The 25,871-nt window shown below is 50.9% G+C and carries 24 protein-coding genes and 1 pseudogene; 12 read left to right on the top strand and 13 right to left on the bottom strand.

Annotated elements, in window-relative coordinates; all coding sequences use genetic code 11:
• Positions 1-208: 208 nt before the first annotated feature.
• Together P2R09_RS05780 and P2R09_RS05775 are read right to left on the bottom strand one after the other, a co-directional pair.
• Positions 209-697, bottom strand: coding sequence for a hypothetical protein (locus tag P2R09_RS05780; RefSeq protein ID WP_275767928.1), 489 nt, complete (start codon positions 695-697; stop codon positions 209-211).
• Between the two features lie 179 nt (positions 698-876).
• Positions 877-1,535 (bottom strand): annotated as a pseudogene (locus P2R09_RS05775) (DUF1345 domain-containing protein).
• A gap of 402 nt (positions 1,536-1,937) precedes the next feature.
• Here P2R09_RS05775 and P2R09_RS05770 point away from each other — a divergent pair.
• The 7 genes from P2R09_RS05770 to P2R09_RS05740 all read left to right on the top strand — a co-directional run bounded on the left by P2R09_RS05770 (position 1,938) and on the right by P2R09_RS05740 (position 7,538).
• The gene (locus P2R09_RS05770) at positions 1,938-2,522 is read left to right on the top strand and encodes a cytochrome b/b6 domain-containing protein (RefSeq protein ID WP_275767926.1); all 585 of its coding nucleotides are present in this window, start codon (positions 1,938-1,940) and stop codon (positions 2,520-2,522) included.
• Between the two features lie 62 nt (positions 2,523-2,584).
• On the top strand, positions 2,585-3,184 hold the full coding sequence (locus P2R09_RS05765; protein WP_275767924.1) for a thermostable hemolysin: 600 nt from the start codon (positions 2,585-2,587) through the stop codon (positions 3,182-3,184).
• On the top strand, positions 3,174-4,610 hold the full coding sequence (locus tag P2R09_RS05760) for an AMP-binding protein (RefSeq protein ID WP_275767922.1): 1,437 nt from the start codon (positions 3,174-3,176) through the stop codon (positions 4,608-4,610). The genes P2R09_RS05765 and P2R09_RS05760 overlap by 11 nt, the downstream gene beginning before the upstream one ends.
• The gene (locus P2R09_RS05755) at positions 4,611-5,279 is read left to right on the top strand and encodes an iron-containing redox enzyme family protein (RefSeq protein ID WP_275767920.1); all 669 of its coding nucleotides are present in this window, start codon (positions 4,611-4,613) and stop codon (positions 5,277-5,279) included.
• Positions 5,263-6,069, top strand: a complete 807-nt coding sequence (locus P2R09_RS05750) for an SDR family oxidoreductase (RefSeq protein WP_275767918.1) — start codon at positions 5,263-5,265, stop codon at positions 6,067-6,069. Before P2R09_RS05755 ends, P2R09_RS05750 begins: the two co-directional genes overlap by 17 nt.
• The gene (locus tag P2R09_RS05745) at positions 6,070-6,690 is read left to right on the top strand and encodes a hypothetical protein (protein ID WP_275767916.1); all 621 of its coding nucleotides are present in this window, start codon (positions 6,070-6,072) and stop codon (positions 6,688-6,690) included.
• A gap of 164 nt (positions 6,691-6,854) precedes the next feature.
• Positions 6,855-7,538, top strand: coding sequence for a VIT family protein (locus P2R09_RS05740; RefSeq protein ID WP_275767914.1), 684 nt, complete (start codon positions 6,855-6,857; stop codon positions 7,536-7,538).
• 29 nt (positions 7,539-7,567) lie between these two features.
• Here the strand turns inward: P2R09_RS05740 and P2R09_RS05735 are convergent, their stop codons facing one another.
• On the bottom strand, positions 7,568-7,918 hold the full coding sequence (locus P2R09_RS05735) for a DUF3147 family protein (protein WP_275767912.1): 351 nt from the start codon (positions 7,916-7,918) through the stop codon (positions 7,568-7,570).
• Positions 7,919-8,002: 84 nt separating this feature from the next.
• A complete protein-coding gene (gene cybB, locus P2R09_RS05730) occupies positions 8,003-8,527 on the bottom strand; it encodes a cytochrome b561 (RefSeq protein WP_275767910.1) in 525 nt (174 codons plus the stop codon).
• A gap of 473 nt (positions 8,528-9,000) precedes the next feature.
• On the opposite strand from cybB, the gene P2R09_RS05725 reads away from it, so the two are divergent.
• From P2R09_RS05725 to P2R09_RS05710, 4 genes are all read left to right on the top strand, one after another.
• Positions 9,001-9,939, top strand: coding sequence for a helix-turn-helix domain-containing protein (locus P2R09_RS05725; RefSeq protein ID WP_275767908.1), 939 nt, complete (start codon positions 9,001-9,003; stop codon positions 9,937-9,939).
• Between the two features lie 973 nt (positions 9,940-10,912).
• Positions 10,913-12,019, top strand: coding sequence for an EAL domain-containing protein (locus tag P2R09_RS05720; RefSeq protein ID WP_345799215.1), 1,107 nt, complete (start codon positions 10,913-10,915; stop codon positions 12,017-12,019).
• 83 nt (positions 12,020-12,102) lie between these two features.
• On the top strand, positions 12,103-13,722 hold the full coding sequence (locus P2R09_RS05715) for a methyl-accepting chemotaxis protein (protein ID WP_275767906.1): 1,620 nt from the start codon (positions 12,103-12,105) through the stop codon (positions 13,720-13,722).
• A gap of 686 nt (positions 13,723-14,408) precedes the next feature.
• The gene (locus P2R09_RS05710) at positions 14,409-14,756 is read left to right on the top strand and encodes a hypothetical protein (RefSeq protein WP_275767904.1); all 348 of its coding nucleotides are present in this window, start codon (positions 14,409-14,411) and stop codon (positions 14,754-14,756) included.
• 163 nt (positions 14,757-14,919) lie between these two features.
• Here the strand turns inward: P2R09_RS05710 and P2R09_RS05705 are convergent, their stop codons facing one another.
• The 4 genes from P2R09_RS05705 to P2R09_RS05690 all read right to left on the bottom strand — a co-directional run bounded on the left by P2R09_RS05705 (position 14,920) and on the right by P2R09_RS05690 (position 19,183).
• Entirely contained in the window at positions 14,920-15,843 is a 924-nt protein-coding gene (locus tag P2R09_RS05705) for a substrate-binding domain-containing protein (RefSeq protein WP_275767902.1), read from the bottom strand.
• An 86-nt stretch (positions 15,844-15,929) separates the two neighbouring features.
• A complete protein-coding gene (locus P2R09_RS05700) occupies positions 15,930-16,709 on the bottom strand; it encodes a TIM barrel protein (RefSeq protein WP_275767900.1) in 780 nt (259 codons plus the stop codon).
• Positions 16,709-17,722 carry a Gfo/Idh/MocA family oxidoreductase gene (locus P2R09_RS05695; protein ID WP_275767898.1) on the bottom strand — a complete coding sequence of 338 codons (1,014 nt, stop codon included), beginning with the start codon at positions 17,720-17,722 and terminating at the stop codon, positions 16,709-16,711. The genes P2R09_RS05700 and P2R09_RS05695 overlap by 1 nt, the downstream gene beginning before the upstream one ends.
• A gap of 12 nt (positions 17,723-17,734) precedes the next feature.
• Positions 17,735-19,183, bottom strand: a complete 1,449-nt coding sequence (locus tag P2R09_RS05690; protein ID WP_275767896.1) for a sugar porter family MFS transporter — start codon at positions 19,181-19,183, stop codon at positions 17,735-17,737.
• A gap of 186 nt (positions 19,184-19,369) precedes the next feature.
• Here P2R09_RS05690 and P2R09_RS05685 point away from each other — a divergent pair, with 186 nt between their 5' ends.
• On the top strand, positions 19,370-21,331 hold the full coding sequence (locus P2R09_RS05685) for a sigma 54-interacting transcriptional regulator (RefSeq protein ID WP_275767894.1): 1,962 nt from the start codon (positions 19,370-19,372) through the stop codon (positions 21,329-21,331).
• A 208-nt stretch (positions 21,332-21,539) separates the two neighbouring features.
• Here P2R09_RS05685 and P2R09_RS05680 read toward each other — a convergent pair whose 3' ends face one another.
• From P2R09_RS05680 to P2R09_RS05660, 5 genes are all read right to left on the bottom strand, one after another.
• Positions 21,540-21,980, bottom strand: coding sequence for a GNAT family N-acetyltransferase (locus P2R09_RS05680; RefSeq protein WP_275767892.1), 441 nt, complete (start codon positions 21,978-21,980; stop codon positions 21,540-21,542).
• Between the two features lie 112 nt (positions 21,981-22,092).
• Positions 22,093-22,770, bottom strand: a complete 678-nt coding sequence (locus P2R09_RS05675) for an anti-sigma factor (RefSeq protein ID WP_275767890.1) — start codon at positions 22,768-22,770, stop codon at positions 22,093-22,095.
• A complete protein-coding gene (locus P2R09_RS05670) occupies positions 22,767-23,315 on the bottom strand; it encodes a sigma-70 family RNA polymerase sigma factor (RefSeq protein WP_275767888.1) in 549 nt (182 codons plus the stop codon). The genes P2R09_RS05675 and P2R09_RS05670 overlap by 4 nt, the downstream gene beginning before the upstream one ends.
• Positions 23,316-23,376: 61 nt before the next feature.
• The gene (locus P2R09_RS05665; RefSeq protein WP_275767886.1) at positions 23,377-23,937 is read right to left on the bottom strand and encodes a fasciclin domain-containing protein; all 561 of its coding nucleotides are present in this window, start codon (positions 23,935-23,937) and stop codon (positions 23,377-23,379) included.
• A gap of 192 nt (positions 23,938-24,129) precedes the next feature.
• Positions 24,130-25,692 carry a methyl-accepting chemotaxis protein gene (locus P2R09_RS05660; protein WP_275767884.1) on the bottom strand — a complete coding sequence of 521 codons (1,563 nt, stop codon included), beginning with the start codon at positions 25,690-25,692 and terminating at the stop codon, positions 24,130-24,132.
• Positions 25,693-25,871 lie beyond the last annotated feature (179 nt).

Raw genomic sequence — 25,871 nt, 5'->3', positions numbered from 1 at the left:
TCATTGGCCGGATACACGTGGTGTGCTTTGCCGCCCATTTACAGCGCGAATGGCGGGTTAAGCGCATCGGACTGCGAGACATAAGAGTAGACATTTCAGAACGGCTAATCATCTTCTGAGTTAAAAATGAGTGGATTGAGATAGCTGTGGGTCGTTCCTCCGCAAAAAGCACGAGGGTCAGACAAAGGTGGCTGACCCGCTGCGGCAATTATTTGTTTTCCCAGTAGGTAGAAACGGGGTTGGTGACCGTATTCATTTCCTGTGTATAGGTGCCGTTCTGCTGTGCGATGGCCTCGCCGGTGTCTACAATCGCGTTCTGAATGAAAACGTTCTGCTTTTCACTTCTGATAAAGGTTAACTGGTGAAAGGCCGTTTTATTCCCCCAGTCAGCAGAAGGCAGAGAGATAAAACGCACGGTGAACGTTTCATCATCAAACTTGCCCTGCATAACGTAAACGCCGTAGTGGTTTTCGCCCTGAGAAATGATCTTGTAGGTGCCATTGTCGTAATAATAGATCTCAGCGTCCGGAAACGGCTTTTTGTCATACATTTTGCGGTAGTGCAGCACCTGTTTGATGGTGGGCTGCCCGAAACTGACAGTCAGGTTTTTACCATCCGCTGAGGTCGTCAGGCCTTCAGCATGAACACTGCTCATCAGCATTAACAGGCTGGTTGTAACCATTGCAGTTGCTTTCACTCTCTTTCTCCTGATCGGATTACGGGAACAATAAACGTAAGACACGACAAAACTTACACGGCAGTGCGTGTCGATTGAAGAGGCAGAAAACACCTCATTACATATTGTTATAATCACTTAAGGTGACCAGGTTGTTACAGAATGACAGCTCCGCAAATGATGCCAGGCTGTGGCTGGATTTAATTCAGTAAACCAGCCCCGACATTCACCGATAAACCCAGAATAGCCAGATTGAAAATAAAGGAGATAACAGATTGCAGTAATGCGAGTTTACGCATCTCTGTGGTTCCGGTGGCGACATCCGCAGTTTGTGACGCAACCGCGATGGTGAATGAAAAGTAGAGGAAATCCCAGTAGCCTGGATCCGTCGTTTTATCGGGGAATATCAACGGACTCACATGTTCACTCCGGTTAAGGTAGTGCTGGTGAGCATAGTGCATTGCAAATGAGCTGGGCAACATGGCCCAGGATGCGATCAATGTCATTGCTGTCAGCAACAAATGCAGGAGTCGTGGTGTGTCGGTCAGTCCTTTCAGGGTAGGGAGTTCACTCAGAATAGCCACAATGCTGACCATACACGCCACGATCACGATTCCCAGCACCAGCGCGGCACTCTGATCCTGCAGCTGAGCAATACGCTTAATTCCCGTTGCATCGGTTCGCAGCATACGAACCCAGAGAATGCAGAGATAGAGCCAGGCCCCACATTCCAGCTAATCAGCAAACGCTGCATCTGACCCAACTGAGCAGAGAGCAAAAAGTAGCACATTAAACCGGCAGCAACAGAGAGCACCAGACGCAAGCGGGTATAGAGCGTGGAGGTTAAAGATGTCGGCATCGTAAAGTCATTATGGTTTAGTCAGAATGATACCCACTTTAGCTAAAACCGGGTAAAAATTATAAACAAAGAATCAATACTTACACTTTTTAAGTACCCGCCAGGGTTCGATTCCAGAACGTGAATGTCTAAAAAGCGCAGCGAATCACTTATGCAGTAAAGCCTGCGGGTATTGAGAGGGTGAATAATCTAACGGTGTTTGTTCCATCAGGTATGACTGCCGCTTTAGCAGTTGGTTTTTTGGTTAATTATCTATTTCGCCTTTACGAATAAAACAGATGTTAATAATTCTCAATTACGCTAACCTGAGGGCGGTGAAAATAAATCCCCACTCTCTTCTTCCTTAAGGTAAAACTAATATCCGGCAGCGATAATTCATTCCATACTGACCGGGAGTGAAAAATGCTTAAAACTTTCCTCAGATATATACCGCATGATTACGCCCCTTTCTTCCGTGGCCTTCATGTTTCAATTGCGCTACTGATTGCATTTCAGATTATTAATTCAAATTTTATTGATGAAGATGTACTGGGTGAAACGGGATTAACTGCGCTGGTCACATGGCTGCATGTTATTTCAGGCTCCCTTACACTCATTCTGGGGTTCATCCTGTTAGCCTGGATGGTCAGCCAGAGGGGCGTCAGATGGTACTACAGCTGGGCATTCCTGGATTTCAGACAGATCAAAGACGACATCCGTCAGCTGATGAAATTGTCACTCCCTGAATCCTCACGGGGTAGTATCGCCGCGACCATTCAGGGTCTGGGTGTCGCCTCTCTGCTGTTAGTTGCAGCCTCAGGAGGCGCATGGTTTGCTGCTGAAATCGTCTTTCCCGCTTTGTCATCTTATTCAGATCGCTTTCTGCACTGGCATAAATTCCTGACAACGTTTATTGAGATTTATTTTTATGCACATGGGCTGATGGGTGTCGCGCATATTTTCCTGCGCAATAAAAAACAAACCGCTGATTTACGTTCTGTTGATTAAAAGGTGACGATATGAGAATTACACCAGCTTGTTCCCTTCAGTGGGTTGCAGGTTCGTCACAATTGAATAATGCAACCGACTTTATCCGTCAGCACTACTCTCAGCATTTTGATGCCCAGCTGACCGTATTAATGCCGTGGATTCTGATGTTGTGTGATGGCGAAAATAATCTGCTGGCGGCCTGCGGCGTCATGCCTGCCTCTCAGGGCGCGCTTTTTCTGGAGCAGTACCTGGATAAACCCGCAGAAGCAAGCCTGACTGAGCGCGGATTTAATAATGCGGATCGCAATAGCATTGTGGAAGCGGGAAATTTTGCAGCGGTAGATGGTGCAGCCGCTCGCGTCATGTACGCCGCTGTCTGCCTTTTGCTGAACAACTATCGCTACCAGTACATCATGTTTACAGGCACTCAGAAAATCCGCAACATTTTCGCCAGACTTAATCTGATGCCGGTCTGCATTTCCACAGCCGATCATGCAAAAGTCACTGATGGTGAAACAGTCTGGGGACGCTATTACCAGCATCAGCCTCAGGTCATGGCTGGCGATTTGGCTGGCGGTCAGAAAGCGCTGGCTGAGAGCTCGCTGCTACTGAATCTCTTTGGTGAATTACCTGCCGCCCCGTGGCAATCAGAGCAGGAGAATCTTCGCCATGCTCATTAATGCACTTATCGATCATGCCGCAACGCAGCCCGATGGGGTGGCACTGCTCAGCACCGGGCAAAGCTGGACATGGCGCGAATATGAACAGGCCGTATCTCACTTTGCCGCAGAACTGCAACAGGCAGGCATTAAGCGGCTGGGACTGGCGCTGGAAAACGGACCGCTCTGGCTTATTGCCGACCTGGCCTGCCTGAAAGCTGGCGTTGTCTGCGTCCCTGTTCCCGCTTTTTTTTCGCAGCAACAGCGATCGTGGGTGATTAGCTCGGCGGGTCTCGACGGTATTGTGGGTGAGCGTTGCCCGGCGGGCTGGCAGTCACAATCTGTTTCAGTAGGTGTGCTGCACAGTTACCCCGGGGCTGACTTGCCCGCCCTTCATCGGGATTCAATCAAAATCACCTATACCTCCGGTACCACCGGCCAGCCCAAAGGGGTATGCCTGACTCAGCGCGGAATTGAGTGGACCGCCTCAGCGCTGGCAGCTGCGATGGCACCTCTGGCGCTGAAGCAGCACCTGGTTGTGCTGCCGCTGAGCACACTACTGGAAAATATCTGCGGCGGTTATGTTCCGCTGTTGCTGGGCGTGACCACTGTCATTCCCTCCTCTGCAGAGATCGGCTTTACGGGCTCCAGTCAGTTCAGCCATGTGATTTTTGCCGCGGCGCTGATGCGCTGGCAACCGCAAAGCCTTGTACTGGTTCCTGAATTGCTGCGCATGCTCACCCTCCTGCATAGCCACATGCCGGACATCTGTAAATCGCTGAAATTTATCGCGGTCGGCGGTGGAAAAGTTTCGGTCGGCCTGCTGCATGCGGCTAGCGAAGCCGGTTTACCGGTTTATGAAGGATATGGTCTTTCAGAGTGTGGCTCCGTGGTGACCCTGAACTTGCCCGGCAGCCACAAAGCAGGCAGCACCGGCCGACCACTGCCTGGCATCAATATCACCTTCGATGCAACAGGCAGCCTGCTTGTTTCAGGCCCGGGTAATGCCGCTGGCTATCTGGGTGAGGAACCCTTTGGTTCGCTGATTAACACAGGCGATCTTGCTGAATGTGATTCGTCAGGTTTCGTGCATATCAACGGACGGGCACGCAACGTCCAGATTACAGCCTTTGGCCGTAACTTCTCGCCAGAGTGGATAGAAGCTGAAGCGATGACCTGTAATGCTGTTCGCCGCATCGTCATGTTTGGCGAAGGATTAAAACACAATGTGGCGCTGGTTCACGCCGCGGAAGGAATGGAATCCTCTGCACGCGAACAACTGATGGCATTGTCAGCAGATTTACCGGATTACGCACGACCCCACCACCTGATTTTTACCCCGGTCATTTCATCACCTGAACTGCTGACCGCAAACGAACGCCCGCGTCGCGATGCGATCTGGACGTTGATGAAACATCAAATAGTGAATTGTGAGGAGTACCTCTGAATGGCTTTTTATCAGCAACTGCAGGATCAGACAGAACAGGCACGCAACGCGATGTTAAGCAGTGCGGTGATTGAACAAAGCACCAGCGGGAAGGTTACACGTGACATGTATATCGCCTTCCTGAGCCAGGCCTATTATCACGTCAGCCATACCGTGCCCCTTTTGATGAGTGCAGGCAGCCGTCTGCCCGCCGAAAAAGAGTGGCTCCGGGCAGCGCTGGCTGAATATATTGAAGAAGAATATGGTCATCATGAATGGATACTGAATGATATCCGTGCCTGCGGTGGCGATGCTGAAAGTGTGCGCAGTGGAATACCCGGACGGGCGATTGAGCTGATGCTCGCCTGGCTCTACTACCGTATTGAACGCGTCAATCCGCTGTGCGTGTTCGGGATGGTTCACGTCCTGGAAGGCACCAGTGTACACATCGCAACACCGATTGCTGAGTCACTGCAGCATGCACTGAATCTGCCGGAAGAAGCGACCACCTATTTGCGTTCACACGGCGCACTGGATCTTGAACATCTCAAGTTCTTTGCCAGCCTGATGGATAAAGTGACGGATGAGCGCGATCAGCAGGACATCATACATACCGCCAACGTAGTCTATGCGCTTTATGGCGATATGCTCCGTGCTCTGGGTGAGGTACCCAATGGAACTACGGAATAAAAATATCGTACTGACTGGCGCGAATGGTGGCATCGGACAGGCCCTGGCACTGCGCCTTGCGGCAGCGGGAGCCTGTGTCTGGCTGGTGGGGCGCAGCCAAAGCGAACTGGAGACGCTACGGCACAGAATGCAGGATCCTGAACGACACACTGTCTTTGCGCTGTTTGATTACAGTGATGAAGAGATCCTGGCGCTTAGTCGCTGTTTCCAGGCTGAACGGCGCATTGATGTGCTGATTAATAATGCCGGAACCAGTCGTTTTGCGCGGCTGGTTCAGCAAAGCCCGGCTGATATTCGCGAGCAGCTACGCATCAATGTTGAAATTCCGATGATTCTCACGAGTACCCTGCTCCCCAGTTTCAATGCTGGCGCAATCATTCTCAACGTGGGATCGATCCTTGGCGAGCTGGGGCATCCAGGATACAGCGTTTACAGTGCGTCTAAAGCAGCACTGTATCGTTTTTCTGAGGCACTGGGCCGTGAGTTGGGCGCATCAGGTATCAAGGTGCTGTATGCCGCTCCCCGCTCAGCAAAGACATCCCTTAATTCTTCAGCGGTCAATGCAATGAATGCCGCACTCGGTAACAAAAGTGATTCACCGGATGAGGTCGCCCGATTTATCACAGAATCGCTGACTCAGGAACGCCTGAGGGCGCGTATTGGCAGAATGGAGCGGATATTTGTGTTTATTAATGCCGTTTTTCCCACTCTCGTTGATCGTGCGCTGATTAAAAAGCTGCCTGTTATTAATCGCTTTTTGCAATCTGATGCTTCAGTGGAGATGAAATAAATGAAAACTCTTTTTGCCTGTTTATCACTGACGCTAATCACCTTGCCCGGTCTGGCTTCAGCTGAAACGACACTGACCGCTCTTCAGCAAGGCTGGTCGGTGTGCCAGTATCGTACGCTGGAAAATCAGAAACAGAACTGCTTAAGTGAACTTAGCCAGCAGGCGCATCGGCTACCCGACCGTGAGAGCGATCCGGCGTTACTTATCTGGAGCGCAATCATAGATAGCAGTTGGGCAGGCGCTAAAGGCGGACTGGGCGCGCTTAGCCTGGTGAAACAGGCTAAAGTCGATCTTGAAAAATCGCTGGCGATTGATCCTCACGCGCTGCAGGGTTCCGCTTATACCAGTCTGGGTGCACTTTATTATCAGGTACCAGGATGGCCGATTGGTTTTGGTGATAAAAAACAGGCAGAAGTCATGCTGCATAAAGCGCTTGCCATTAATCCTGATGGTATTGACTCAAACTATTTTTATGGCGATTTCCAGCTCAATGAGGGTAATAAACAGATCGCCAGGCAATATCTGGAAAAAGCACTTAAAGCAGCGCCGCGTCCAGGGCGGGAAATCGCTGACAATGGACGGCATGCCGATATTGAACGTGATCTCAGCAAGCTTGATTGAGGTTTTTTAACGATGGCCCGCCGGTTCCCTCGTTGACTTTCGCACCGCGTCTATACTTTTTCGAGGGCGACTGTTCGAGAGCCAATGAGGTCATGATTTACATATTAAGTGCCTGCTGCGGCCTGCTTTAAAACGTCAACGTCTGACACAAGAGGGATAAACTGTTGATACATGGAGAATCGCACAAAATTTCGCGCTCTGGCTGGCTGCGTGCAGCCGTGCTGGGTGCCAATGATGGCATTGTTTCTACGGCCAGCCTTCTCACCGGTGTCGCTGCTGCAAACAGCTCTTTTCATAGTCTGCTTCTGGCAGGCGTAGCCGGCGTGGTGGCCGGTGCCATGTCTATGGCGACAGGTGAGTACGTTTCTGTTTCATCGCAGGCTGACACTGAGCGCGCCGCTATTGCCGAAGAGCAGGCCGAGCTGGAAAGCAACTATCAGGCTGAAACACATGAGCTGGCAGCGATTTATATTCATCGCGGTTTGGATAAAGCGTTAGCGCATGAGGTTGCCACCGCATTAATGAAGCATGATGCCCTTGATGCGCATACGCGTGATGAGCTTGGCATCTCTGATATCTCCAGCGCCCGGCCGCTTCAGGCTGCACTGTTCTCTGCAGGCAGTTTTACGGTGGGGGCATTAATTCCGCTTATTGTCGCTCTGACTTATTCAGGTATTGCGGGTTTCGTTATCGCGGCTCTGCTGGCGCTGATGATTTTAGGGGCTGTAGCCGCCAGAGCAGGCGGAGCACCAGTAATACGCAGCGTCATCCGCGTCAGTTTCTGGAGCAGTCTCGCAATGGCGCTGTCCGGCGTGACTGGCGCTTTGTTTGGCCATTTCGCAGGGTGAATTGAGGTGACGCTTAAGCGTCACCTTAACTACATAAGCTGAATACCAAAGCGCTTTAAAAACAGCGCCCAGAGAGCAAAGAGGACGACAGTGATTACGCAGGATATCAGTAGCGTCAGCCAGAAGCCGGTTCGCTGATAGAGGCAGGGAAAAAGAACGAACATCGGCAGTGTCGGCACCACATACCAGAAAGTGTACCAGGCATGAGCGCTGATTTTTTCCTGTGTCTGCCCTTCCAGCTTCATCCAGATCAGCACCAGAAGAGTGACCAGCGGTAAGGCGGCAAGCAAACCGCCAAGTCGATCGCTGCGCTTCGCCGCTTCTGATATCAGTACGACCATAAACGCCGTAATGGCATATTTCGATATTAACCAGAGCATGATTCTCCTCAAAATTCCTGTTCATCCAACCGACGAGTGCAGGATCGTGAACGATCAACACGCTCTGATTATCAGGCCACGCGCTTACGGCATCATCCTGCGCAACGTGTCATCTTTCAGAAAATAGTGATGGAACAACGCCGCCACCGCATGCAGACCAATTAACCAGTATCCCAGTGGCGCCAGGGTTTCGTGCCAGTCAATTAACATACTGGCAGTGGCAGGGTCCGGAATCGTCGCGACAGGCATGTTAAGCCCAAACAGGGACCACTCTTTTCCGCGCAGGTAACGTGAACTCAGCCCCAGGACCGGTAAAACAACAAAAAGTGCATACAGCAAGGTGTGCACCAGATGCGAAATACCCGTCTGCCATCGCGCAACAGGTGGCGTGATCGGCGGGGTTTTCGTGCGGGTGCGCAAAAAAAGACGGGCTATCATCAGGAGAAATATGCAGAAACCTGCTGAAAAATGAGTAATCATAACCACATTTCGCTGCCAGGTGCCCTTGTCTGCCATCCAGCGCAGCTCAATCGTAGCGTAAGCCACGATGATCAACAGAACCGTAAGCCAGTGAAAAAGAATTTGCGAACCTTTGTATTTGCTCAACATCGATAAACTCCAGTGACTATTTTTTTATGTCACTATACCAGCAAATAATTAGATGTTTATTAGCAATTTACCTGTGATTTTAAAGCTTAATAATTCAGCTGCAAAGCAGCCATCCGATGCTTCACAGCATCTGGCTGTGGCCTGATTGCACGCTTCGTTAGTTTCACACTGTAATGCATCCCCCTCACCTTCTCAGACGCATTTGTGGCTGGAAAAACCCTCTTTTTAACAATCAGAGTACACCCATTTACTGCCCAGATGTTCTGCATCTCAGGTTCAGTTTGCATGACGGTAGCGCGTTGTGGCTCTATACACGCTTAGCGGGTTAAACAGCTGCGTTGTTTATGTTACGCAGCAAGTAACAATTTTCACGCAATTTACGACAATTTAACACCATGGGGGTTCAGGCAATGCGAATTGCGATACTGGCTATTGAGGGCAGCGTTCTCTCAGCCATTTCAGGAATAGCAGACATGTTCTGGATAGCGAATTATGCCGTTGCTTCCAGTCCACAACATGCAGCCCGGTTTGAAAACGACCCTTTTCAGACCGTTATCGTCAGTCCGGATGGTGGCCCCGTATGGGACGTTCAGGGCCGTCTCATTCACATTGACAGCTCCTTTCAGTCAGTTGGTCAACCTGATGTCATTATTGCGCCCGGCATGGTGCTGGGAAACAACCGGGAGCCCGTGAATATGATGGGCGTAAAAGAGGCCGCCGTCTGGTTAAGGAAGCAATATGACGCTGGTTCTATCGTCGCCTCAACAGGTACAGGTGGGTTCATACTGGGCGAAGCAGGTTTGCTTGACGGAAAGTCTTTTTCAACAACGTGGTGGTTTTATCACACCATGCGGGAACGCTACCCACTTGCCCAGTCTCAATGGGGTAAGGTGCTTGAGGAAGATGGACGGGTATTGACCACCGGCGGCTGTTTCTCATGGATTTCGCTGGTTCTGCATATTATTCAGAAAGGCGCTGGAGCCGATGTGGCAAAACTTGCCGCAGGCATGTCGCTTACGGACAACGACTCTTTATGCCAGCACCTTTATGTCCCTCCCGGGCTGGCAGATAATGGCCACCCGCTTTTATTACGTGCTCAGGACATCATACGGTTTAAAAATCCCTCTATCAGCGCGGCACAACTGGCTGAAGCACTCAATACCACTGAACGCACGCTGCAACGAAAACTTAAAGCGCTCACGCAGGAAAAGCCTAAAGAATTCATCACCCGGATAAGAATAGAATCTGCCTGTGTCATGCTCGCGAATCCTACGATCAGCATACGACAGGTGGTGACAGAGTGTGGCTATTCAGAAGAGACAGCCTTCAGAAAAGCATTCACACAGATAATGGGAATGGCGCCAGCACGTTACCGTCAATGGCTTGCCAACAAAGCCTCACCGCAGGGCTAAAACATACCGGCATTTACAGATGGGATGCTGGATGAACTGGCAGCAGGTTATTATGAGGTGATGATCACTTAGCGTTATCAATATAAACCCTGGATTAAAGCCCCCTTTCTGCAGGCCGTAATCAGTTAAACTGATTACAGCTCCTGCACTCGTTCACTTTATTTGAACTATATCTTCCTGTTCCATTGCCGATATAACGACATGTTTATTTTTCAGAGTATTAAAACTTGCCGTTATTGCCTGGCGTCACACTGATAATTTACGCCAACCCGATCATCTTGACATAAAATTGATGATTAGATTACAGTGTATTAGCAGTTGCGCTACACAATCTATTTTAGAAAAAAAGGTGATATTACGTCATTCATTATTTATATGAGTGACAGAAGTCCCTCCGACAACAACTTAGCCATTGACCCAGTGTTTTTTGGGAAAAATTAATTTCTTTTAAACCACATAACACCAGGGGAGAAATGATGAAGGCAAGGCACGCAACTATAATTTCAGAAGCCTTTCAAAACCCTGAGCGTGCGGATAAAAAGAAATTATGGGCGTCATTGATCATTTCATCAATTCTGGTCGCTTTGTCAGCGATCTTTTTTTACTGCATTAATTCATCCTCTGACGACAAACAAAGAACCCGGACACTGGAGAGCCTGGTAATAAAAATCGACGGAATTCTGGCGGACGCGATCGAAAGTGCCACCGCACTAATAAAAACGGGGACAGACTGCACAAGCAACTGCAGTTAATAAAAAAAACCGTTCAGACAAACGGCTATATTCGATCGTTAACTCTGTTTGATGCCTCCGGGAATATTTACTGCTCCTCATCGACAGGTCAGACCTACATCCCAAACGAAAGGGTTAACCTGAACATCAGGCACGATATCAGAAAACGCATCGAACAAAATGAAAAAGGAATTTCAATAAAAATCATATCCGGCTCCAACCGCGTACCAGATATAAATGCAATGGTGATTTTAATACCTTTCAATAATGGCATGATGACACTTGCAATAGATGCCGGATATTTTACGAGACCACTCAGCACAATCCATCTGGTAAGCAACAAAATTTATACACTTGAAGCAGATGGAATGCGACTCTCCTGGCACGGTTTAACAGCATCTTCTTCGGTGGAAGAAAATGGTTATTTAAAAAAGTCCGCCCTGTTTCCGTACAAAATAATAGAGACCTCATCAGAAAACACCGATGGCATTGACCATACGATAATCTCTGCTGGTTTTTTTTCCTCCCTGTTTCTGGCGTTTTTCCTTACCTCACGCTGGACACTGAACCGATTCTACTCCAGAAAGCGTTACATCATTAACGCCCTTAGAGATAAGGCTTTCTCTTTTGACATACAACCGGTATTCAGCCTGAACGAAAAACGCCTCATGGGAGGCGAGGTTTTGATACGCTGGAGAGTGAGCCTATCCATTATGATATCGCCCCACCTTTTTATTCCTGTTGCTGAAAAACATAATATCGTGAACAAACTGGCAGAGTTTCTTTTAACCGATATTGCTGACAGAATCTTAGCAGGAATTCTGATACTTCCGCCTTCGTTCAGGCTTAACTTTAATGTTCATTCATCCCACTTTGAACAGGAATCTCTTATCATTGCCTGTCAGTACTTTCTGAATGCCACAGCAGCCTGCAGAATAAAACTGGTGCTGGAATTAACTGAGCGCCAGGAACTGGCGCAGCAGATGAGCGTAAAGACGACTCTCAGCGTTTTAATCGCAGCAGGTGTTGAGATGGCCGTGGATGATTTCGGAACCGGCAGTTCAGGGCTTCGCTATCTTTACAACAGCAACTTCAGGTGCATAAAAATTGATAAAAGTCTGACTGAAGAAGCCATTTTCAACCCACTCGCCTGCACGGTAATGGAGTCCAGTATTCAACTGGCCCAAAAGCTGGGCAAAGTCATTGTCGTAGAGGGAATAGAAACACAACAGCAGTTAGAACTTATCAGCCGAATGGATCTGAAAAATGAAGTTCTGATACAGGGATATCTGTGGTCGCGCCCACTCTGCCCACAACAGTTTGGTTATTTCATAAATCATAATGCATGAATGAACACATTAATGCTTAGGGTAACCATTGCGGCATTACCCCCATTTTCATTTTCACCACACACTCACCGGGAACGTTAATAATGAACAGAGTTAAGCAGGTTTTTGAAAATCTAAAGATCAGATCAAAGCTTGGAATTTCTTATTTCGCACTGATTTCTTTTCTGCTTGTCAGCGTCCTTATCGGACTCAACGCGCTGGGAATGGCCAGAACAAGTATCACCGGTATGATTAACGACGACTATCCAACGATATCTTTAGGCAATGACCTTATTCAGAATATAAATCAGGGTGTCCAGCTACAGCTGATGCTGATAAATGCCGAAGATCCCGTTTCCAAAGTGACCATTGAGCGTGAGATGCTGGAAAAAACAAAGAATATCAGCACCACGTTTGGCGAACTGCGGCGTCTTGCAGACGACAGTGACTCACAGAGGATCCTTGATGATATTGAGGTCAAACGCCGCGAATTCCTGAGTTCGCGCCAGGATTTCCTGTCGCGCCTGGCCGTAAATAAAGCGGAGGCAAACTCGTTTTATCTCAACTCAACAGTGAAACTACAGGATGCGTATGTTAAGCAAGTATCGAATTTCATCGGGTTACAGGAAGCCCAGATGAAAAGCTCCTATGAAAGTTTCACTACGCGATATAACAGCGTACGCAAGGAGATTATTTTCATCTCTCTGTTCAGCATCCTGACAGCCATTACGCTGGCACTGTTTATTACCCGATCGATTACTGCCCCGCTTTATGACGTTATCGCCCGGGTACAGCGAGTCGCTGAAGGGCACCTCACTAACAGTATCAGCACGCAACGTCGGGATGAGACAGGACTTCTCATGAACGCCATTGGCGCCATGCAAACTAATCTCAGTGTGATGGTCCGTCAGATACGCGAAGGTGCAGAAAATATCGCTACCGGGGCCCATCAGATACTCGCCGGCACCCGTAATTTATCGGAACGAACGGAAGAGCAAGCCAGCTCGGTAGAGGAAACGGCTGCCTCTGTTGAGCAGTTTACCGCCACCATTGCCCACACCCGCAGCAATACGCGCTTTGCCTCCACGCTCTCAGCGCAGGCTGAGAATGCCGTCAGTCAAAACGGTGAAATGATGCAGGCCGTGACGGTTAAGATGAATGAAATCGAAGCCTCCTCACGTCAGATGGCGGAAATACTGACCTTAATTGACTCGATTGCGTTCCAGACCAATATTCTGGCGCTCAATGCGGCGGTTGAAGCAGCGCGTGCCGGTGAGCATGGCCGGGGATTTGCGGTAGTGGCGCAGGAGGTTCGTTCCCTGTCACAGAAGACGGCCACTTCATCCAGCGAGATAAAAGCGTTGATTGAAAAGTCTTCATCCCAGACACGAGACGGACAAAGAATGGCAACGGACGCAAATCAGTTGATGGGCGGCATGATCAGCAACGTTTCTGAGATGAAAACAATCCTGAGCCAAATCGATCAGGCTGCCGTCGAACAGGCGGACGGTATTGCTCAGATTAATATTGCCATTACACAGATCGACACCACCACCCAGCAGAACGCCGCTCTTGTAGAGGAATCGCTTGCTGCTTCCGCCATGCTGAATGATCAGGCCGTTATCATGATGCGTACGGTAAGCGCATTCAGGACTGAGGACGCCCCGTCAGAGAATGTTCAGGGATTGAGCAATCAAAAAGAAATAACTTACGCGACAGCGTGATGAGCCTGATTAACTCAGGTTTCAGGTAGCCATTCTCTCGCGCCACTCGCAGATCATCGTGCAGGCAAAGCCATCCTCTGTGGTGGCTTTTCTCGTTTTCGTATTTTTAAAATCTGGTTGATCAGGCAGTAACCGCCAGCGTGTCGCCCGCATATGTGAACAACCCCGCATAATTCCGGGACGTCTCATCCGCCGCCAAATCCGTTTCACGCCGTACTATTCACCAAAGTTGCGAAACCCCATCAGGATGTTGACCCACCAGAATATCCCGCTGAATCACAGAAACAAATCAGACTGAGTGTTGAGCCAGGTTAAGTCATTACCCCAGTCAGCCCGGGGAATTTGAGATTTAAGAGAGCGATAAATCTTAAACTTAACCTAAGGTTCATTGTGTAAAATGGTTAAAACCTGTAGCTGAATGCGCTACGTACATCTGTAAATACACTGCTCACTGGAACGATTAGCATGCCCGATGTGAGTCCTTCTTTAAGTCAAATCCGCCTCCCATCGCCAGAATCTGTTAACGCCTCGCTTATTATTAGTACCAGTGTAAATAAGAGTTAAAATGACACACGTTATCGTCACCTTTTGACTCTATATTTTTCATTCAAAAACAGTAACTTCTACTCTGATTGTAGTTCGCCTATGCTGGCTGCTTACTACGTTTTACGTCAGAGGGATTTGCTATGTTTAATGTGTCCGCAACCTACAGTGCAGAGGCTGTTGAATGCCTTTATGAAGTCATCGACATTCTTAACCTCAAGGGTGCACGCTGCCACGTTATCTTTGATAGTCAGGCATCCCGTGCCGCGGTCATTGAAGCCGAAACCATAGAAGAACTTGGCGAAATGCGTCACCCTGTACTAGCCGTTCTGGAACTGGAGCGCGTGACCAGCATTAACACCATTTTGCGGATTAAATCGTTCTGGACTGATCCGGAGGGCGCCAGGCCTGACGTTGAGCCTGGCAGCCTGGCTAAAGCACTCTATAAAGCGCTGACCATTAAGAAACAGATTACGCTGGTCGGTTTGTAAGAGAGACGGCTGAAAATCATTCACTGGCAATGTGCGCGCGTGTTCAATTCCCCATTTCACCGTTCGCGGTCCAGAATACGCGCGCATGTTCATCATTGTTCAGGCACCCCAGTTGATCACTTTCACCTGAAGGAGATGATCGTAAATAACCCTGAACGTGAGACTACTTTGAATTCTCAGCAACAAAGTTCAGATAATTTTCAGGTGTAATTAGCTTGTAAGGCACCCAGTTAAGCGTCTCAACCTTTTGTTTGTTCAGCAGGGCCTTGGTCACCTGAACTGCGCCGGTAGCCTGTCCTTTTGCATCCTGAAAAATAGTGAGCACCATCCTGCCGTTTTTAATGAACTGCTGACCATCTGGTGTTCCGTCAATTCCCGCCACAAGGATTTTATCGTTCTTCGCTTGGTTTAAAGCCATAATCGCGCCAATCGCCATCTCATCGTTGTTTGCAGCAATGGCGTCAATGGGACGCTGATTTAGCAGCCAGCCAGAAACCACATCAACCGCTTCATTGCGTTGCCATTTCGCCGTCTGCTTCTCAATAACTTTCATGTCTTTGTATTTATTAATAACCGCTTCCACAGCGCGGGTACGCTCACGTGCCTCTTCATTCGACAGGGCGCCCATCAGTATCGCTACATTACCTTTGTAGTTCATTTTCTTTGCCAACGCCTCCATCTGCATTTCGCCACCCAGCGCCGAATCAGAGCCGACATATGCCATATCTGCTGGCAGTTTCACTTCCGGTTTACGATTTACGAAAACCAGCGGAATACCGGCATTTTTGGCGGCCGTGATCATCGGTAAAACACCCTGGGTATCAACCGGATTGAGAATAATGGCGTCAACGCCCTGGTTGATAAAGTCATCAACCTGCTGCACCTGCAGCGCGACATCGCCTTTGGCATCAACAAACTGGCTCTTGAGTTCACTGGCGTTAAGCTCTTTCTGCATCTGAGTGCGAAGGATGGAGACAAAGTTAAGGTCGAAGTTAGCCAGCGCGACGCCAGCGGTAAACGTTTTGGCACTGATTCCTGCACTAAACAGCAGGGAGCAAAGACAAAGCAGAAGATTTCTGATGTTCATAGTCAATTCCTGTAGGTTGAGGTTGTTATTGTTTTCATTAACGTTATTGTGCGTCGGGTAACAGGCAAATACCCGACACATGCTGCTTACAACGTAAAGTGATCGCGGAACTGCTGGACAGCCGCCGTGCTATCACCGCTGGCCCAGCCCTCCATGGCGACGGTGCCGCTGTAACCTATCTCCTGCAGCGTCCGGGCAATAGCCCGGTAATTGATCTCGCCGGTGCCCGGCTGCTGGCGGCCTGGTACATCGGCAACCTGGATTTCCCCTATCGCAGAACCGCAGCGCCGTACCAGTTCAATCAGATTGCCTTCGCCAATTTGTGCATGGTAGAGATCCAGATTCATCTTCAGCGCCGGGCTGTTGACCGCCTCGACCAGCGCCAGCGTTTCAGAGGCCAGGGCGAAGGGTGTGCCCGGATGATCGACCGGCAGATTAAGGTTTTCGAGGGTGAAAACGCGTCCGGCTCGTTCACCAAGTTGTGCAACCTGGCGCAGCGTATCGGCGGCCTTGAGCCACATAACGCCCGTTACCGTTGTCACGGGTTTTACCGGCAGTCCGCGGTCGTCAAGTCCGGTGCCATGCAAATTCAGTACAGGACAACTGAGACGTTCGGCCACAGCCAGTGAGGCTTCAGCGCTCTGCAGTAACTGCGCTATCTCTGTTTCATCGGTAAGATTGCCGCTCAGATAACCGGTCATAGAGGTAAAGCGCGCACCGGTCGCCACCAGCGCATCGATATCCTTATTGGCCCATCCCCAGATTTCGACGCCGAAACCCAGCTCATGAATGCGTTTTACGCGCTCTGTAAATGGCAGCTCCAGAAATACCATTTCAGCGCAGATGGAAAGTTGATAATCAGCCATCAGCGCGCCCCCAGCTTAACCGGCAGGTTGCTCTGTACAGATTCGATACAGGCCAGCGCAATTTCCAGCGCGTTACGCGCATCTTCGCCCGTGGCGCGAGGCGTTTCACCACTTCGGATACAGCGGGCAAACTCGGTCATTTCTGCCACATAGGCCTCACGCAGCAGATCTGAATCCAGTCGCGACGTATCGACGGCTATTCCGCTGGCGGTGTAACGCACGCAGTGGTTGGCATTGATATGGCCCGCCTGCAGCATGCCTTTGCTGCCAAAAACCTCACCGCGCACGTCATAGCCATAGACCGCCTGAAAGTTTGCCTCAGCTATAGCAATAGCGCCGTTGTCGAAGCGAATAGTGACAACCGAGGTATCCAGCAGCCCTTTATCCTTAAAATCTGGCCGCACCAGCGCATCGGCCAGCGCATAGACTTCTACCGGCTTTGCGCCATGATTGAAGTGCAGTAGCGTGTCAAAATCGTGAATCAGCGTTTCAAGAAAGATGGTCCATTGCGGAATTGGCGCTGGATCGTTCAGGCCTGGGTCACGGGTCACAGAGCGACTAAGCTGGGTCGTGCCATTCTCACCGTTTTTTACCGCTGCAATTGCTGCCGCAAAACCGGAATCAAAGCGGCGATTAAAGCCCACCTGTAACACGACGCCTGCCTCTTTTGCCGCCGCGATGGCGCGATCGGCCTCATCCAGCGTGACAGCCATAGGCTTTTCGCAGAACACATGTTTGCCGGCTCTGGCCGCGGCAATCACCCACTCCGCATGCGTCCGTGCTGGTGCAGCAATCGCAACGGCGTCGATTTCATCATCCTGAAGCAGCGCATGCAGATCGCTGTACGATTTGTTCACCCCAAGCCGGCTGGCGAGCTTCTCTGCTGCGCCAGGGAACGGATCGGCCACTGCCGCAAGGGTGGCACCAGGCACACGCCAGGCCAGATTTTCCGCATGGAAGCTGCCCATGCGACCTGCGCCGATTAAACCCACACGCACTGTTTGATGGTTCATAAAAACTCCTTATTATTTTGCTTTTGCCCAGGCGGGCGATGAAGGGTGTTGTTCAGATCGCTGCACCTCAGCGGCGAAACGACGGGATTTGGAGAGCATTAGCGGTTCAATTTGCTCAAGCGACACGCCCCGGGTTTCCGGTAAAAAACGGCGGACAAACCAGAACGCGATGAGCGATCCCACTGCGCATAACATCAGCGGGAAGGCACCATGAAAGTGTTCCATCAGCACCCGGCTGCGGTTCATCATCGGGAAGCTTTGGGTAACGATAAAATTAGCGACGTACATCGAGGCGAACGCAAACCCCATCGCCACGGCGCGAATTCGATTAGGAAAGATTTCAGAGATCAGCAGCCAGGCACCCAGGCTCCATGAGAGGCCAAATATCAGCACGAAGACCAGCAGTCCAATCACCGGCAGCAGGCCACCTGCATCGGCGATAAATGCCAGGGCGGTGAAGATCATAGAGAGCGCGCATCCCAGTGCCCCCCAGCGCAGCAGCAACGTCCGGCCCAGGCGATCAATGGTACTCAGACAAACGGCCACACCAGCCAGCAGCGCAAGACCAATGAAAATGCTGTGAAACAGGGAAGACTGGGTACTGCCGGTGATGTTTTGTAAGAGTGACGGCGCGTAATAGAGCAGGATGTTGATACCGGAGATCTGCTGCAAAATTGCAATGGCACAACCCACCAGCAGGATATAGCGTGCCCGCGCATCCCGCAGGATGCCGCGCTGACGGGTCTGGATGTTGTCATCCCGATTTGACGTCAGGATTTCCTGTAACAGTCGCTCGGCGTGCTGCGCATTTGAAAGACGCGTCAGCACCTCAAGGGCGCGCTCTTTTTTGCCGTTCAGCGCAAGCCAGCGCGGTGATTCTGGCATAAACGGCACCAGCAGCAGGAATAGCACGCAAGGTACCACGCCTGAGGCGAGCATCCAGCGCCAGCCTTCACTGACAATCCATTGATGCGGCATGCCGCGTGCAATCAGGTAATTCACGATATAGACGGTAACCTGTCCGCCTACCATCAGCATCTGCTGCAGGCCGAGCATCCGTCCGCGCCAGTCTCTGGGTGAAACTTCGGCGATATAAAGCGGCGTAATCGCAGAGGCCATCCCGACCGCCAGCCCGCCAGTCAGTCGCCAGATAACGAAATCGGTCAGCGATCCCGCCAGCGCAGCGCCCACCGCGGAGAGCAAAAAGAGTAGAGCGGTAACGATTAGGGTCGTTTTGCGACCGATACGCTCAGAAATGAAGCCAACACTCCATGCGCCGACGATGCAGCCGAGAATGACGTTGGACACCGCCCAGCCACTTTCCCATGGCGTTAAATTCAGATGTTCTGTCAGCGGGTCGATAACGCCAGAGATCACAGAAGCGTCATAACCAAGAATCACGCCACTCAGTGAAGCAATGGCACAGATAAACAGAATCAGCCGTAAATTGTTTTTGCGCATAACAACTTATTTCCCTTCGCATGATTGATTCAGGTGATTGCAACAACCTTTGCAAAGGTGGTGCCAACCAAAATCCGGGAAATTTTGTGAGCGCTGACACAACGTCACATCACAAACTGGCAACAAAGTTTACATGTCAACTTAACATGCCCATAAAATGGACATTTAATCCCACTGGAGTGGCGTGTGAATCAGCAATTGTTATTACGAGATGAGAGCGAGGCGATCTTCAGCCTGCCCGACAGGGAGGCCGCCGACAGTTGGGACGCGCTGTTATGGCGGAGCTGGGAGAGCTTTACCCAGAGCGAAGCGCCGCCAGCGCTACGTGAAACTATTCTGCACTCCTGGCAACGCTCGCAGCAGTACGCTATCGATCCAGATCGATTTATCTATACCGCGCCCCCAGCCAGCGAACTGACGGCGATTCTTGAAAACAATGCAGAACTCATTCTTGTTGCACGCAGCATTATGGAAAATTTGCTCGCCTATAATCCGGACGGGCACATTAACCTCACCGATGCGCAGGGTGTAACGCTCCATTTTTGCGGTGCCGACCTGACACCGATCGGCAGTATTCTGCGTGAAGAGGTATTGGGTACTAACTGTACCGCGCGCTGCCTGATTGAACAGCGGCTGGTCTATGTGTTGAGCGGTGAAAACTGGAAGTTTGATTTGCGAAAACGCCGCCGGCAGTGCGCTGCGGCCCCCGTCCGTAATGAAAACGGACAGTTGATAGGTGTGCTCACCCTGACCGCCACGCCTGATAATTTCAACGTCCACACACTTGGCACGGTCCAGGCGGCGGCAGAAGCAGTCGGACAGCAACTGATGCTACGACGCCTGCTGGCTGAACAGCAGTCCATTCTTGAGACGCTGAATGAAGGTGTGATTGTCTGTGATAAGCAGGGGCGCATTAAAACGCTTAACCGCTATGCGCGCCAGATTTTCAGCGGGCTGAATCCAGGCAATACCCCGATTGATGAACTGCTACAGCCACAAGGCGGATCGCTGCTGACCATGCCTTTTTGTAATGACATTGAGTTGCAGTTCAGGCCAGCCGGCCTGGCTCCCCTCTCCTGCCTGATATCATTGATGCCCGCGCCGGATGGCGGACGCGTGCTGTCGCTGCGTGAAAATCAGCGTATCCGTGCCATTACACGACGTGTCATGGGCGTGAATGCGAGTTACACCTTTGACATGATTCGCGGTCGCTCGTCGCGTCTGCAGCAGGCAATCCATAAGGCACGCGTCAGCAGCCGAACCGACAGCACAGTGCTGCTCAGCGGTGAAAGTGGCACCGGCAAAGAGTTGTTTGCGCAGGCCATTCATAATGCCAGCCCACGTCAGCAGGAAGCGTTTATCGCTCTTAACTGCGGCGCACTGCCACGCGATCTGGTGCAAAGCGAGCTGTTTGGCTATGCGGATGGTGCCTTCACAGGTTCACGGCGTGGCGGTTCGGCGGGCAAGTTTGAACTGGCAGACGGCGGGACCCTTTTTCTGGATGAGATTGGTGAGATGCCGCTCGAAGCGCAAACCAGCTTGCTACGCGTGCTGCAGGAGAGTGAAGTGCTGCGTATCGGCGCGGCTCAGCCCGTGAAAGTGAATGTGCGCATTATCGTGGCAACGCACTGCAACTTGCTGGATGCCGTGGAGAAAAATGCCTTTCGGCGCGATCTCTATTACCGCCTGAATGTAATTTCATTAGAAATTCCTCCGCTGCGTGACCGTCGTGAAGACATACCGGAGTTGGTAAATATTTTCATTCAGGCGCTCTGCACACGTCTGAAGCGTATTCCGCCTGTGGTCGCGCCGGACGCAATGACCTGTCTGCAAGCCTGGGATTGGCCGGGAAACGTACGTGAACTGGAAAATGTGATTGAGCGTGTCGTCAACCTGAGTGAAGGGTTAGAAATAACCCGAGCCGATTTGCCCGAATCCCTGCAGCAAGTCTCAGCCAGTGATGCGCCCGGAGAGATTCAACCCTCACTGCAAAATCTGGAGCGGATGCATATTTTACAGGTTGTCAGTGAACAACAGGGGAATCTGCGTCAGTCGGCGCAACTGCTGGGGATCTCACGAACGGCGTTATATAACAAGCTCAATGCATGGAAAATCGACTACCGTGCTTTCAGGAAAAATGATGCCTGAACGCTGCGACGATTTGGCTGATTAGCGGCATTGAATCAGACCCGGCGCGGATGGCATACAAAGTCAGCTTTGTGATAAAAGGAATATTCGCAGGTAAACATAATGAGAGGGGTAGTCCCGAGTCCACGCGATCCTGAAGCGGGTCTGATAAATAAGTGACCTGGCAGGGTTATGTCAGAAACAGAGATATAAAAATCTCTTTTTTAATTCAGCGTTGAGCCATCATTGTCTGGAATGATACGCCGTTAAAAAACTTAACCTCCCCCACTCTCTTAAATCCCAGTTTTTCATAGAAGGGAACGGCGAAGAGTGAGGACCGTACACTGATTTCTGAACGCAGCATGGGCGCTACCTGCTGCCAGAGTGCCCTTGCCACCCCTTGACGGTGAAACTTTGGATGCACAAAAAAGTATTTCACTAAATTGCCTTCGAAAAGGGTGAGTACGCCTGTTACCTCACCGCTTTCCACGGCAATCAGCCAGAGATAGTCATCTGCAACAATCAACGGTTTAAGCACATCGGGCTTTATGCTCTCGATAAACCAGTGCGGACAGGGCTCTACCTCTGAAAAGTTACACTGTATCGACACGCTGTGTATCAGCTCACTGATGCCTGTCGCATCTGACTCAATGGCCGCTCTGATTTCCATTCTTTTGTCTTTCCCCCTGATTTTTAACGGTAAGGGAATGGCGGTTTGCCATCCGGTAATCCCCCTCCCTTTATCCTGTGAATTCCGCACCCTAAAACTGCGCTAATTGCTCTCAGAGCAACGTCACTTTGCCCTGGAAAATCACCGGCCCGGACGGCCCGCTGAGTTTAGACCCCCCAACAGGCTCCAGACTCACCGCCAGCACCGTCTGATTGTTTAACTCGCCTGGCGCTAATCGGAAAGCGTTACTGTCGGTATGATTGATCAGTCCCAACGATTGCGGCGCAGCACTGCCCCTGATCAGCCAGAGTTGCAGGGCTTTATTCTCTGGCAGCGTGATGTTCAGCGCAGAGACTTTAATGAGTGAATCAGACTTATCCAGACTCACCACAAACTGTGCGTTGGGCTGCACGCCACTGAGTACCGCAATGGGCTGCAGGGAATGCGGGGTATCCGGCTTAATCACCTGGGTGTAAATGAGGAGGCCCGCCATTGCCGCCGCCAGACTCCAGCCGAGCCAGAAGCCAGGTTGCCTGCGGACTGATATCGCGCCAGAGGCGTCAGCGTTCCGGTTAAGATCCTGCTTGATCAGCGGCCAGACCGCAGCAGGAGGAAGTACATCGTGGGTGAGCAAATCGATGCCGCTAAACGCTTTCTGCCAGCGCAGCACCTCTGCGGCAAAGTGTGAGTCGTCATTGAGGCGTTTATCAAGTCGATGGCGTGTCACATCGTCGGTAAGACCGAGCACATATTCCGCCGCAGTGAGATCATTGTGTTCCTGAGCAGTCATAAGCCTATGCACTCCCGAAGATGGATTAACGCGCGACGGATCCAGCTTTTAACCGTACCCTCAGGCTGGCTCATGGAGAGCGCAATCTCACTCTGCGACAGGCCACGATAATAAGCGAGCGAAAGACTTTGTCGCTGTTCTGAAGGTAAGTGCGCCATACAATGTTGAAGACGACGCGCCTCTGCAGGACTGTCATCGGCGGGAAGTAACGCCTGAAAACCCGCTTCCGTTTCGCTGATTTCTTCCAGTGAACAACATCGGTTCTCATGTTTTCGCAGGAAATCAATCGCCCGATTTCTGGCTATGTGGCTGAGCCAGATGTGCGGTTCACTGCGCGCATCATCGTAATAGTTTGCCGACTGCCAGATATGGATAAATGTGTCGTGCAGGATCTCTTCTGCCCAGTCCCGGCGCCTGACCATCCGCAGGATGATCCCATAAAGTCGGGGCGACAGGACGCGGTAAAGCTGCTCAAGAGCAGCTTTATCACCGCAGGCTATCTGGCTCATTAAATCGGCCTGAATGTGGGGCACATTTTTTGTCATCGGCTTCCCTGTAAAAGGTGTGGCCACGCTTTCAGTGGCCACACACAGTATAGGTAACGCTTTATGGCATCAGCACAGTATCGATAACGTCGATGACACCGTTACTCTGGTTCACATCATAGGTGGTGATATTAGCAACATTGCCCTGAGCATCTTTAAGCTGAATGTTATGCGGGCCGTTGGACATCACCCAGAGTGATTCGCCATTGACTGTTTTCAGCTCGGCTTTACCGCCACCGGCTTTGATTTTTTTCTCCAGCGCTTTCATGTCCATTTTTCCTGCGACCACATGATAGGTCAGCACGCTGGTCAGTTTTTGTTTATTTTCGGGCTTCAGCAGGGAGTCGACGGTACCCTTCGGCAATTTTTCAAACGCCGCATTAGTCGGTGCAAATACGGTAAAAGGCCCCTTGCCTTCAAGCGTCGGAACCAGCCCGGCGGCTTTGACGGCGGCCACCAGCGTGGTGTGATCTTTGGAGTTAATTGCGTTCTCAACAATATTTTTTGACGGGTACATGGCCGCTCCACCGACCATCACCGTGTCGCTGTCCATACTCGCCGCGAAAGTGGCACCGCTGAAGACTAATGCAGATAAAAGCAGAGTTGGCAGGAATGGCTTCATTTTCACTTCCCTCATTCAGTTTGCGGACAGGGCCGAAGTGCCCTTATCTGTTAATACGAATGAGGGAGGGAAACGGATGCAAAAAATTTTCTTTTTTTGAGCTACCTGCTCAGGCCCTGCTGCCGGGGCCTGAACAGATGTCACTCACTGTTTGTCATAAGTTGATTCGGACCTGAATGGTTAGCTGTCTGCTCAGATGCGGAAGGCGTTAACGGCTTCACGTAAAGAGTGCGCCTGAACTGAAAGAGACTGCGATGCAGAAGAGGATTCTTCCACCAGCGCAGCATTATTCTGCGTCACACCATCCATCTGGTTTACCGCAATGCTGACCTGAGAAATACCCTGCATCTGTTCAGCCGAGGCGAGCGAGATGTTATCCATTGCCACAGCCAGTTTTCCGACCATAGCGTTGATATCCAGAATACTCTTGCCGGTTCCGGTTGCCACGACGACGCCACTTTCAACCTGCGCCACAGCCTCTTCAATCAGATGTTTAATATCCCGCGCTGCCGTCGCGCTGCGCTGCGCCAGCGTCCTGACTTCACCAGCGACCACAGCAAACCCGCGTCCCTGCTCGCCCGCACGCGCGGCTTCCACCGCGGCGTTAAGCGCCAGAATGTTGGTCTGGAAGGCAATGCCTTCGATAACGGAGGTGATATCCCTGACTTTTACTGCACTCTTTGAAATATCATTCATCGTCTCTGACATGCGCTGCATATCATGCTCGCCGGAACGCGCCAGCGCGGCAGTTTCGCGGGCGGAGTCCGCAGTCTGCTGCGCGCCCGCTGCATTGCTTTTTACCGTGACGGTGAGCTGTTCAATACTGGCCGCCGTTTCCTGCAAAGCGGCGGCCTGCTGCTCTGTGCGGGAAGAGAGTTCAGTATTGCCCTGAGAAATCTCATCGGCAGCCATCGCGACCGACGAGGAAGCGTCTTTGATGTGTGAGACAAGGCCACGCAGATTGTTCTGCATGCTTTCCAGCGAAGCCATCATGCTGGCAGTATCACCCTGACGAAGCGTGACTTTCGTGGTCAAATCACCTGCTGCGATCGCGGCGGCCAGGCCCTGGGCATGGGAAGGTTCGCCACCCAACTGAATCTTAATCCAGCGGGTAATCAGGCCACTCATTGCAAAACCCAAAATAACAAACAGAGTCGTCAGGCCAGCAAGCGTCAGATAGACCCCTGATAGTGCCTGCGTCGACGTCTCTGCTGTTTTACTCGTTACCCTCGCCTGATAATCGACCATCCCATTTACTGCAATGCGATACCGGGAGAGTGCGGGAATCAGTTCGCTACGGAGTTTATCCCGGTACGACACGGCATCCTGCGTAAACAGATTTTGCGCGGCTTTGTTAAGCGGACCCGATGCCACTTCGATTTTTTTTAATTGAGAGGAGGCCTCTTCAACTTCAGCAAGATTAATCCCCGGTATGCTTTTTGCGCCGTTAATCAGCTCGCGAAAATGCGCGGTGGTTTGGTCACTGTTGGACTGCAAAGCAAAGAACGGCGTTTTGAGTGCTGCCTGAGCGTCCGGGGCCGCAGAGAGTAAAAGAACGGTTTGCTGAGTTAAATTATCTTTCAGGGTCTGAAGAACCTGGAGATCACCCAGCCGCGCGCGCGTTAATTCCTGTTGATCGCTGGCTGTATTAAGTTTAAATCCGGCAAATCCGGTGACAAAAACGCCCGTCAGGATGACAGTAAAGAAAGCTGCAGTGAGCATGGCGCTTAGTTTGATTTTTTTATTCCGATACATAGAAGATCTCAACGTCTGAGTTAATGGGTTATCACCGACGTTCCGCATCTATGGCTCGCTGGTACTTGATCTGTTTATCGGCAGCAGGCGAGGAAATTACAGTAATGAAAGGAGGCAGACGCAATAATCCTCAAGAGCAGGCTGACAAACCCCTGCTCCCTCTCAGCGCGTTAACAAAA

This window comes from Pantoea sp. Cr_R13, assembly GCF_029222565.1.
GTDB classification, from domain to species: domain Bacteria; phylum Pseudomonadota; class Gammaproteobacteria; order Enterobacterales; family Enterobacteriaceae; genus Pantoea; species Pantoea eucalypti.
The sequence above is the reverse complement of the archived record's forward strand: the minus strand, read 5'-3'. Positions and strand labels throughout refer to the sequence as shown.

Excerpts from the sequence above, each read along its gene's own strand:
- P2R09_RS05770 (WP_275767926.1), top strand. The coding sequence starts at position 1,938 with ATGCTTAAAACTTTCCTCAGATATATACCGCATGATTACGCCCCTTTC.
- P2R09_RS05760 (WP_275767922.1), top strand. The coding sequence starts at position 3,174 with ATGCTCATTAATGCACTTATCGATCATGCCGCAACGCAGCCCGATGGG.
- P2R09_RS05755 (WP_275767920.1), top strand. The coding sequence starts at position 4,611 with ATGGCTTTTTATCAGCAACTGCAGGATCAGACAGAACAGGCACGCAAC.
- P2R09_RS05750 (WP_275767918.1), top strand. The coding sequence starts at position 5,263 with ATGGAACTACGGAATAAAAATATCGTACTGACTGGCGCGAATGGTGGC.
- P2R09_RS05745 (WP_275767916.1), top strand. The coding sequence starts at position 6,070 with ATGAAAACTCTTTTTGCCTGTTTATCACTGACGCTAATCACCTTGCCC.
- P2R09_RS05735 (WP_275767912.1), bottom strand. The coding sequence starts at position 7,918 with ATGCTCTGGTTAATATCGAAATATGCCATTACGGCGTTTATGGTCGTA.
- cybB (WP_275767910.1), bottom strand. The coding sequence starts at position 8,527 with ATGTTGAGCAAATACAAAGGTTCGCAAATTCTTTTTCACTGGCTTACG.
- P2R09_RS05725 (WP_275767908.1), top strand. The coding sequence starts at position 9,001 with ATGTTCTGGATAGCGAATTATGCCGTTGCTTCCAGTCCACAACATGCA.
- P2R09_RS05720 (WP_345799215.1), top strand. The coding sequence starts at position 10,913 with ATGGTGATTTTAATACCTTTCAATAATGGCATGATGACACTTGCAATA.
- P2R09_RS05715 (WP_275767906.1), top strand. The coding sequence starts at position 12,103 with ATGAACAGAGTTAAGCAGGTTTTTGAAAATCTAAAGATCAGATCAAAG.
- P2R09_RS05710 (WP_275767904.1), top strand. The coding sequence starts at position 14,409 with ATGTTTAATGTGTCCGCAACCTACAGTGCAGAGGCTGTTGAATGCCTT.
- P2R09_RS05705 (WP_275767902.1), bottom strand. The coding sequence starts at position 15,843 with ATGAACATCAGAAATCTTCTGCTTTGTCTTTGCTCCCTGCTGTTTAGT.
- P2R09_RS05700 (WP_275767900.1), bottom strand. The coding sequence starts at position 16,709 with ATGGCTGATTATCAACTTTCCATCTGCGCTGAAATGGTATTTCTGGAG.
- P2R09_RS05695 (WP_275767898.1), bottom strand. The coding sequence starts at position 17,722 with ATGAACCATCAAACAGTGCGTGTGGGTTTAATCGGCGCAGGTCGCATG.
- P2R09_RS05690 (WP_275767896.1), bottom strand. The coding sequence starts at position 19,183 with ATGCGCAAAAACAATTTACGGCTGATTCTGTTTATCTGTGCCATTGCT.
- P2R09_RS05680 (WP_275767892.1), bottom strand. The coding sequence starts at position 21,980 with ATGGAAATCAGAGCGGCCATTGAGTCAGATGCGACAGGCATCAGTGAG.
- P2R09_RS05675 (WP_275767890.1), bottom strand. The coding sequence starts at position 22,770 with ATGACTGCTCAGGAACACAATGATCTCACTGCGGCGGAATATGTGCTC.
- P2R09_RS05670 (WP_275767888.1), bottom strand. The coding sequence starts at position 23,315 with ATGACAAAAAATGTGCCCCACATTCAGGCCGATTTAATGAGCCAGATA.
- P2R09_RS05665 (WP_275767886.1), bottom strand. The coding sequence starts at position 23,937 with ATGAAGCCATTCCTGCCAACTCTGCTTTTATCTGCATTAGTCTTCAGC.
- P2R09_RS05660 (WP_275767884.1), bottom strand. The coding sequence starts at position 25,692 with ATGTATCGGAATAAAAAAATCAAACTAAGCGCCATGCTCACTGCAGCT.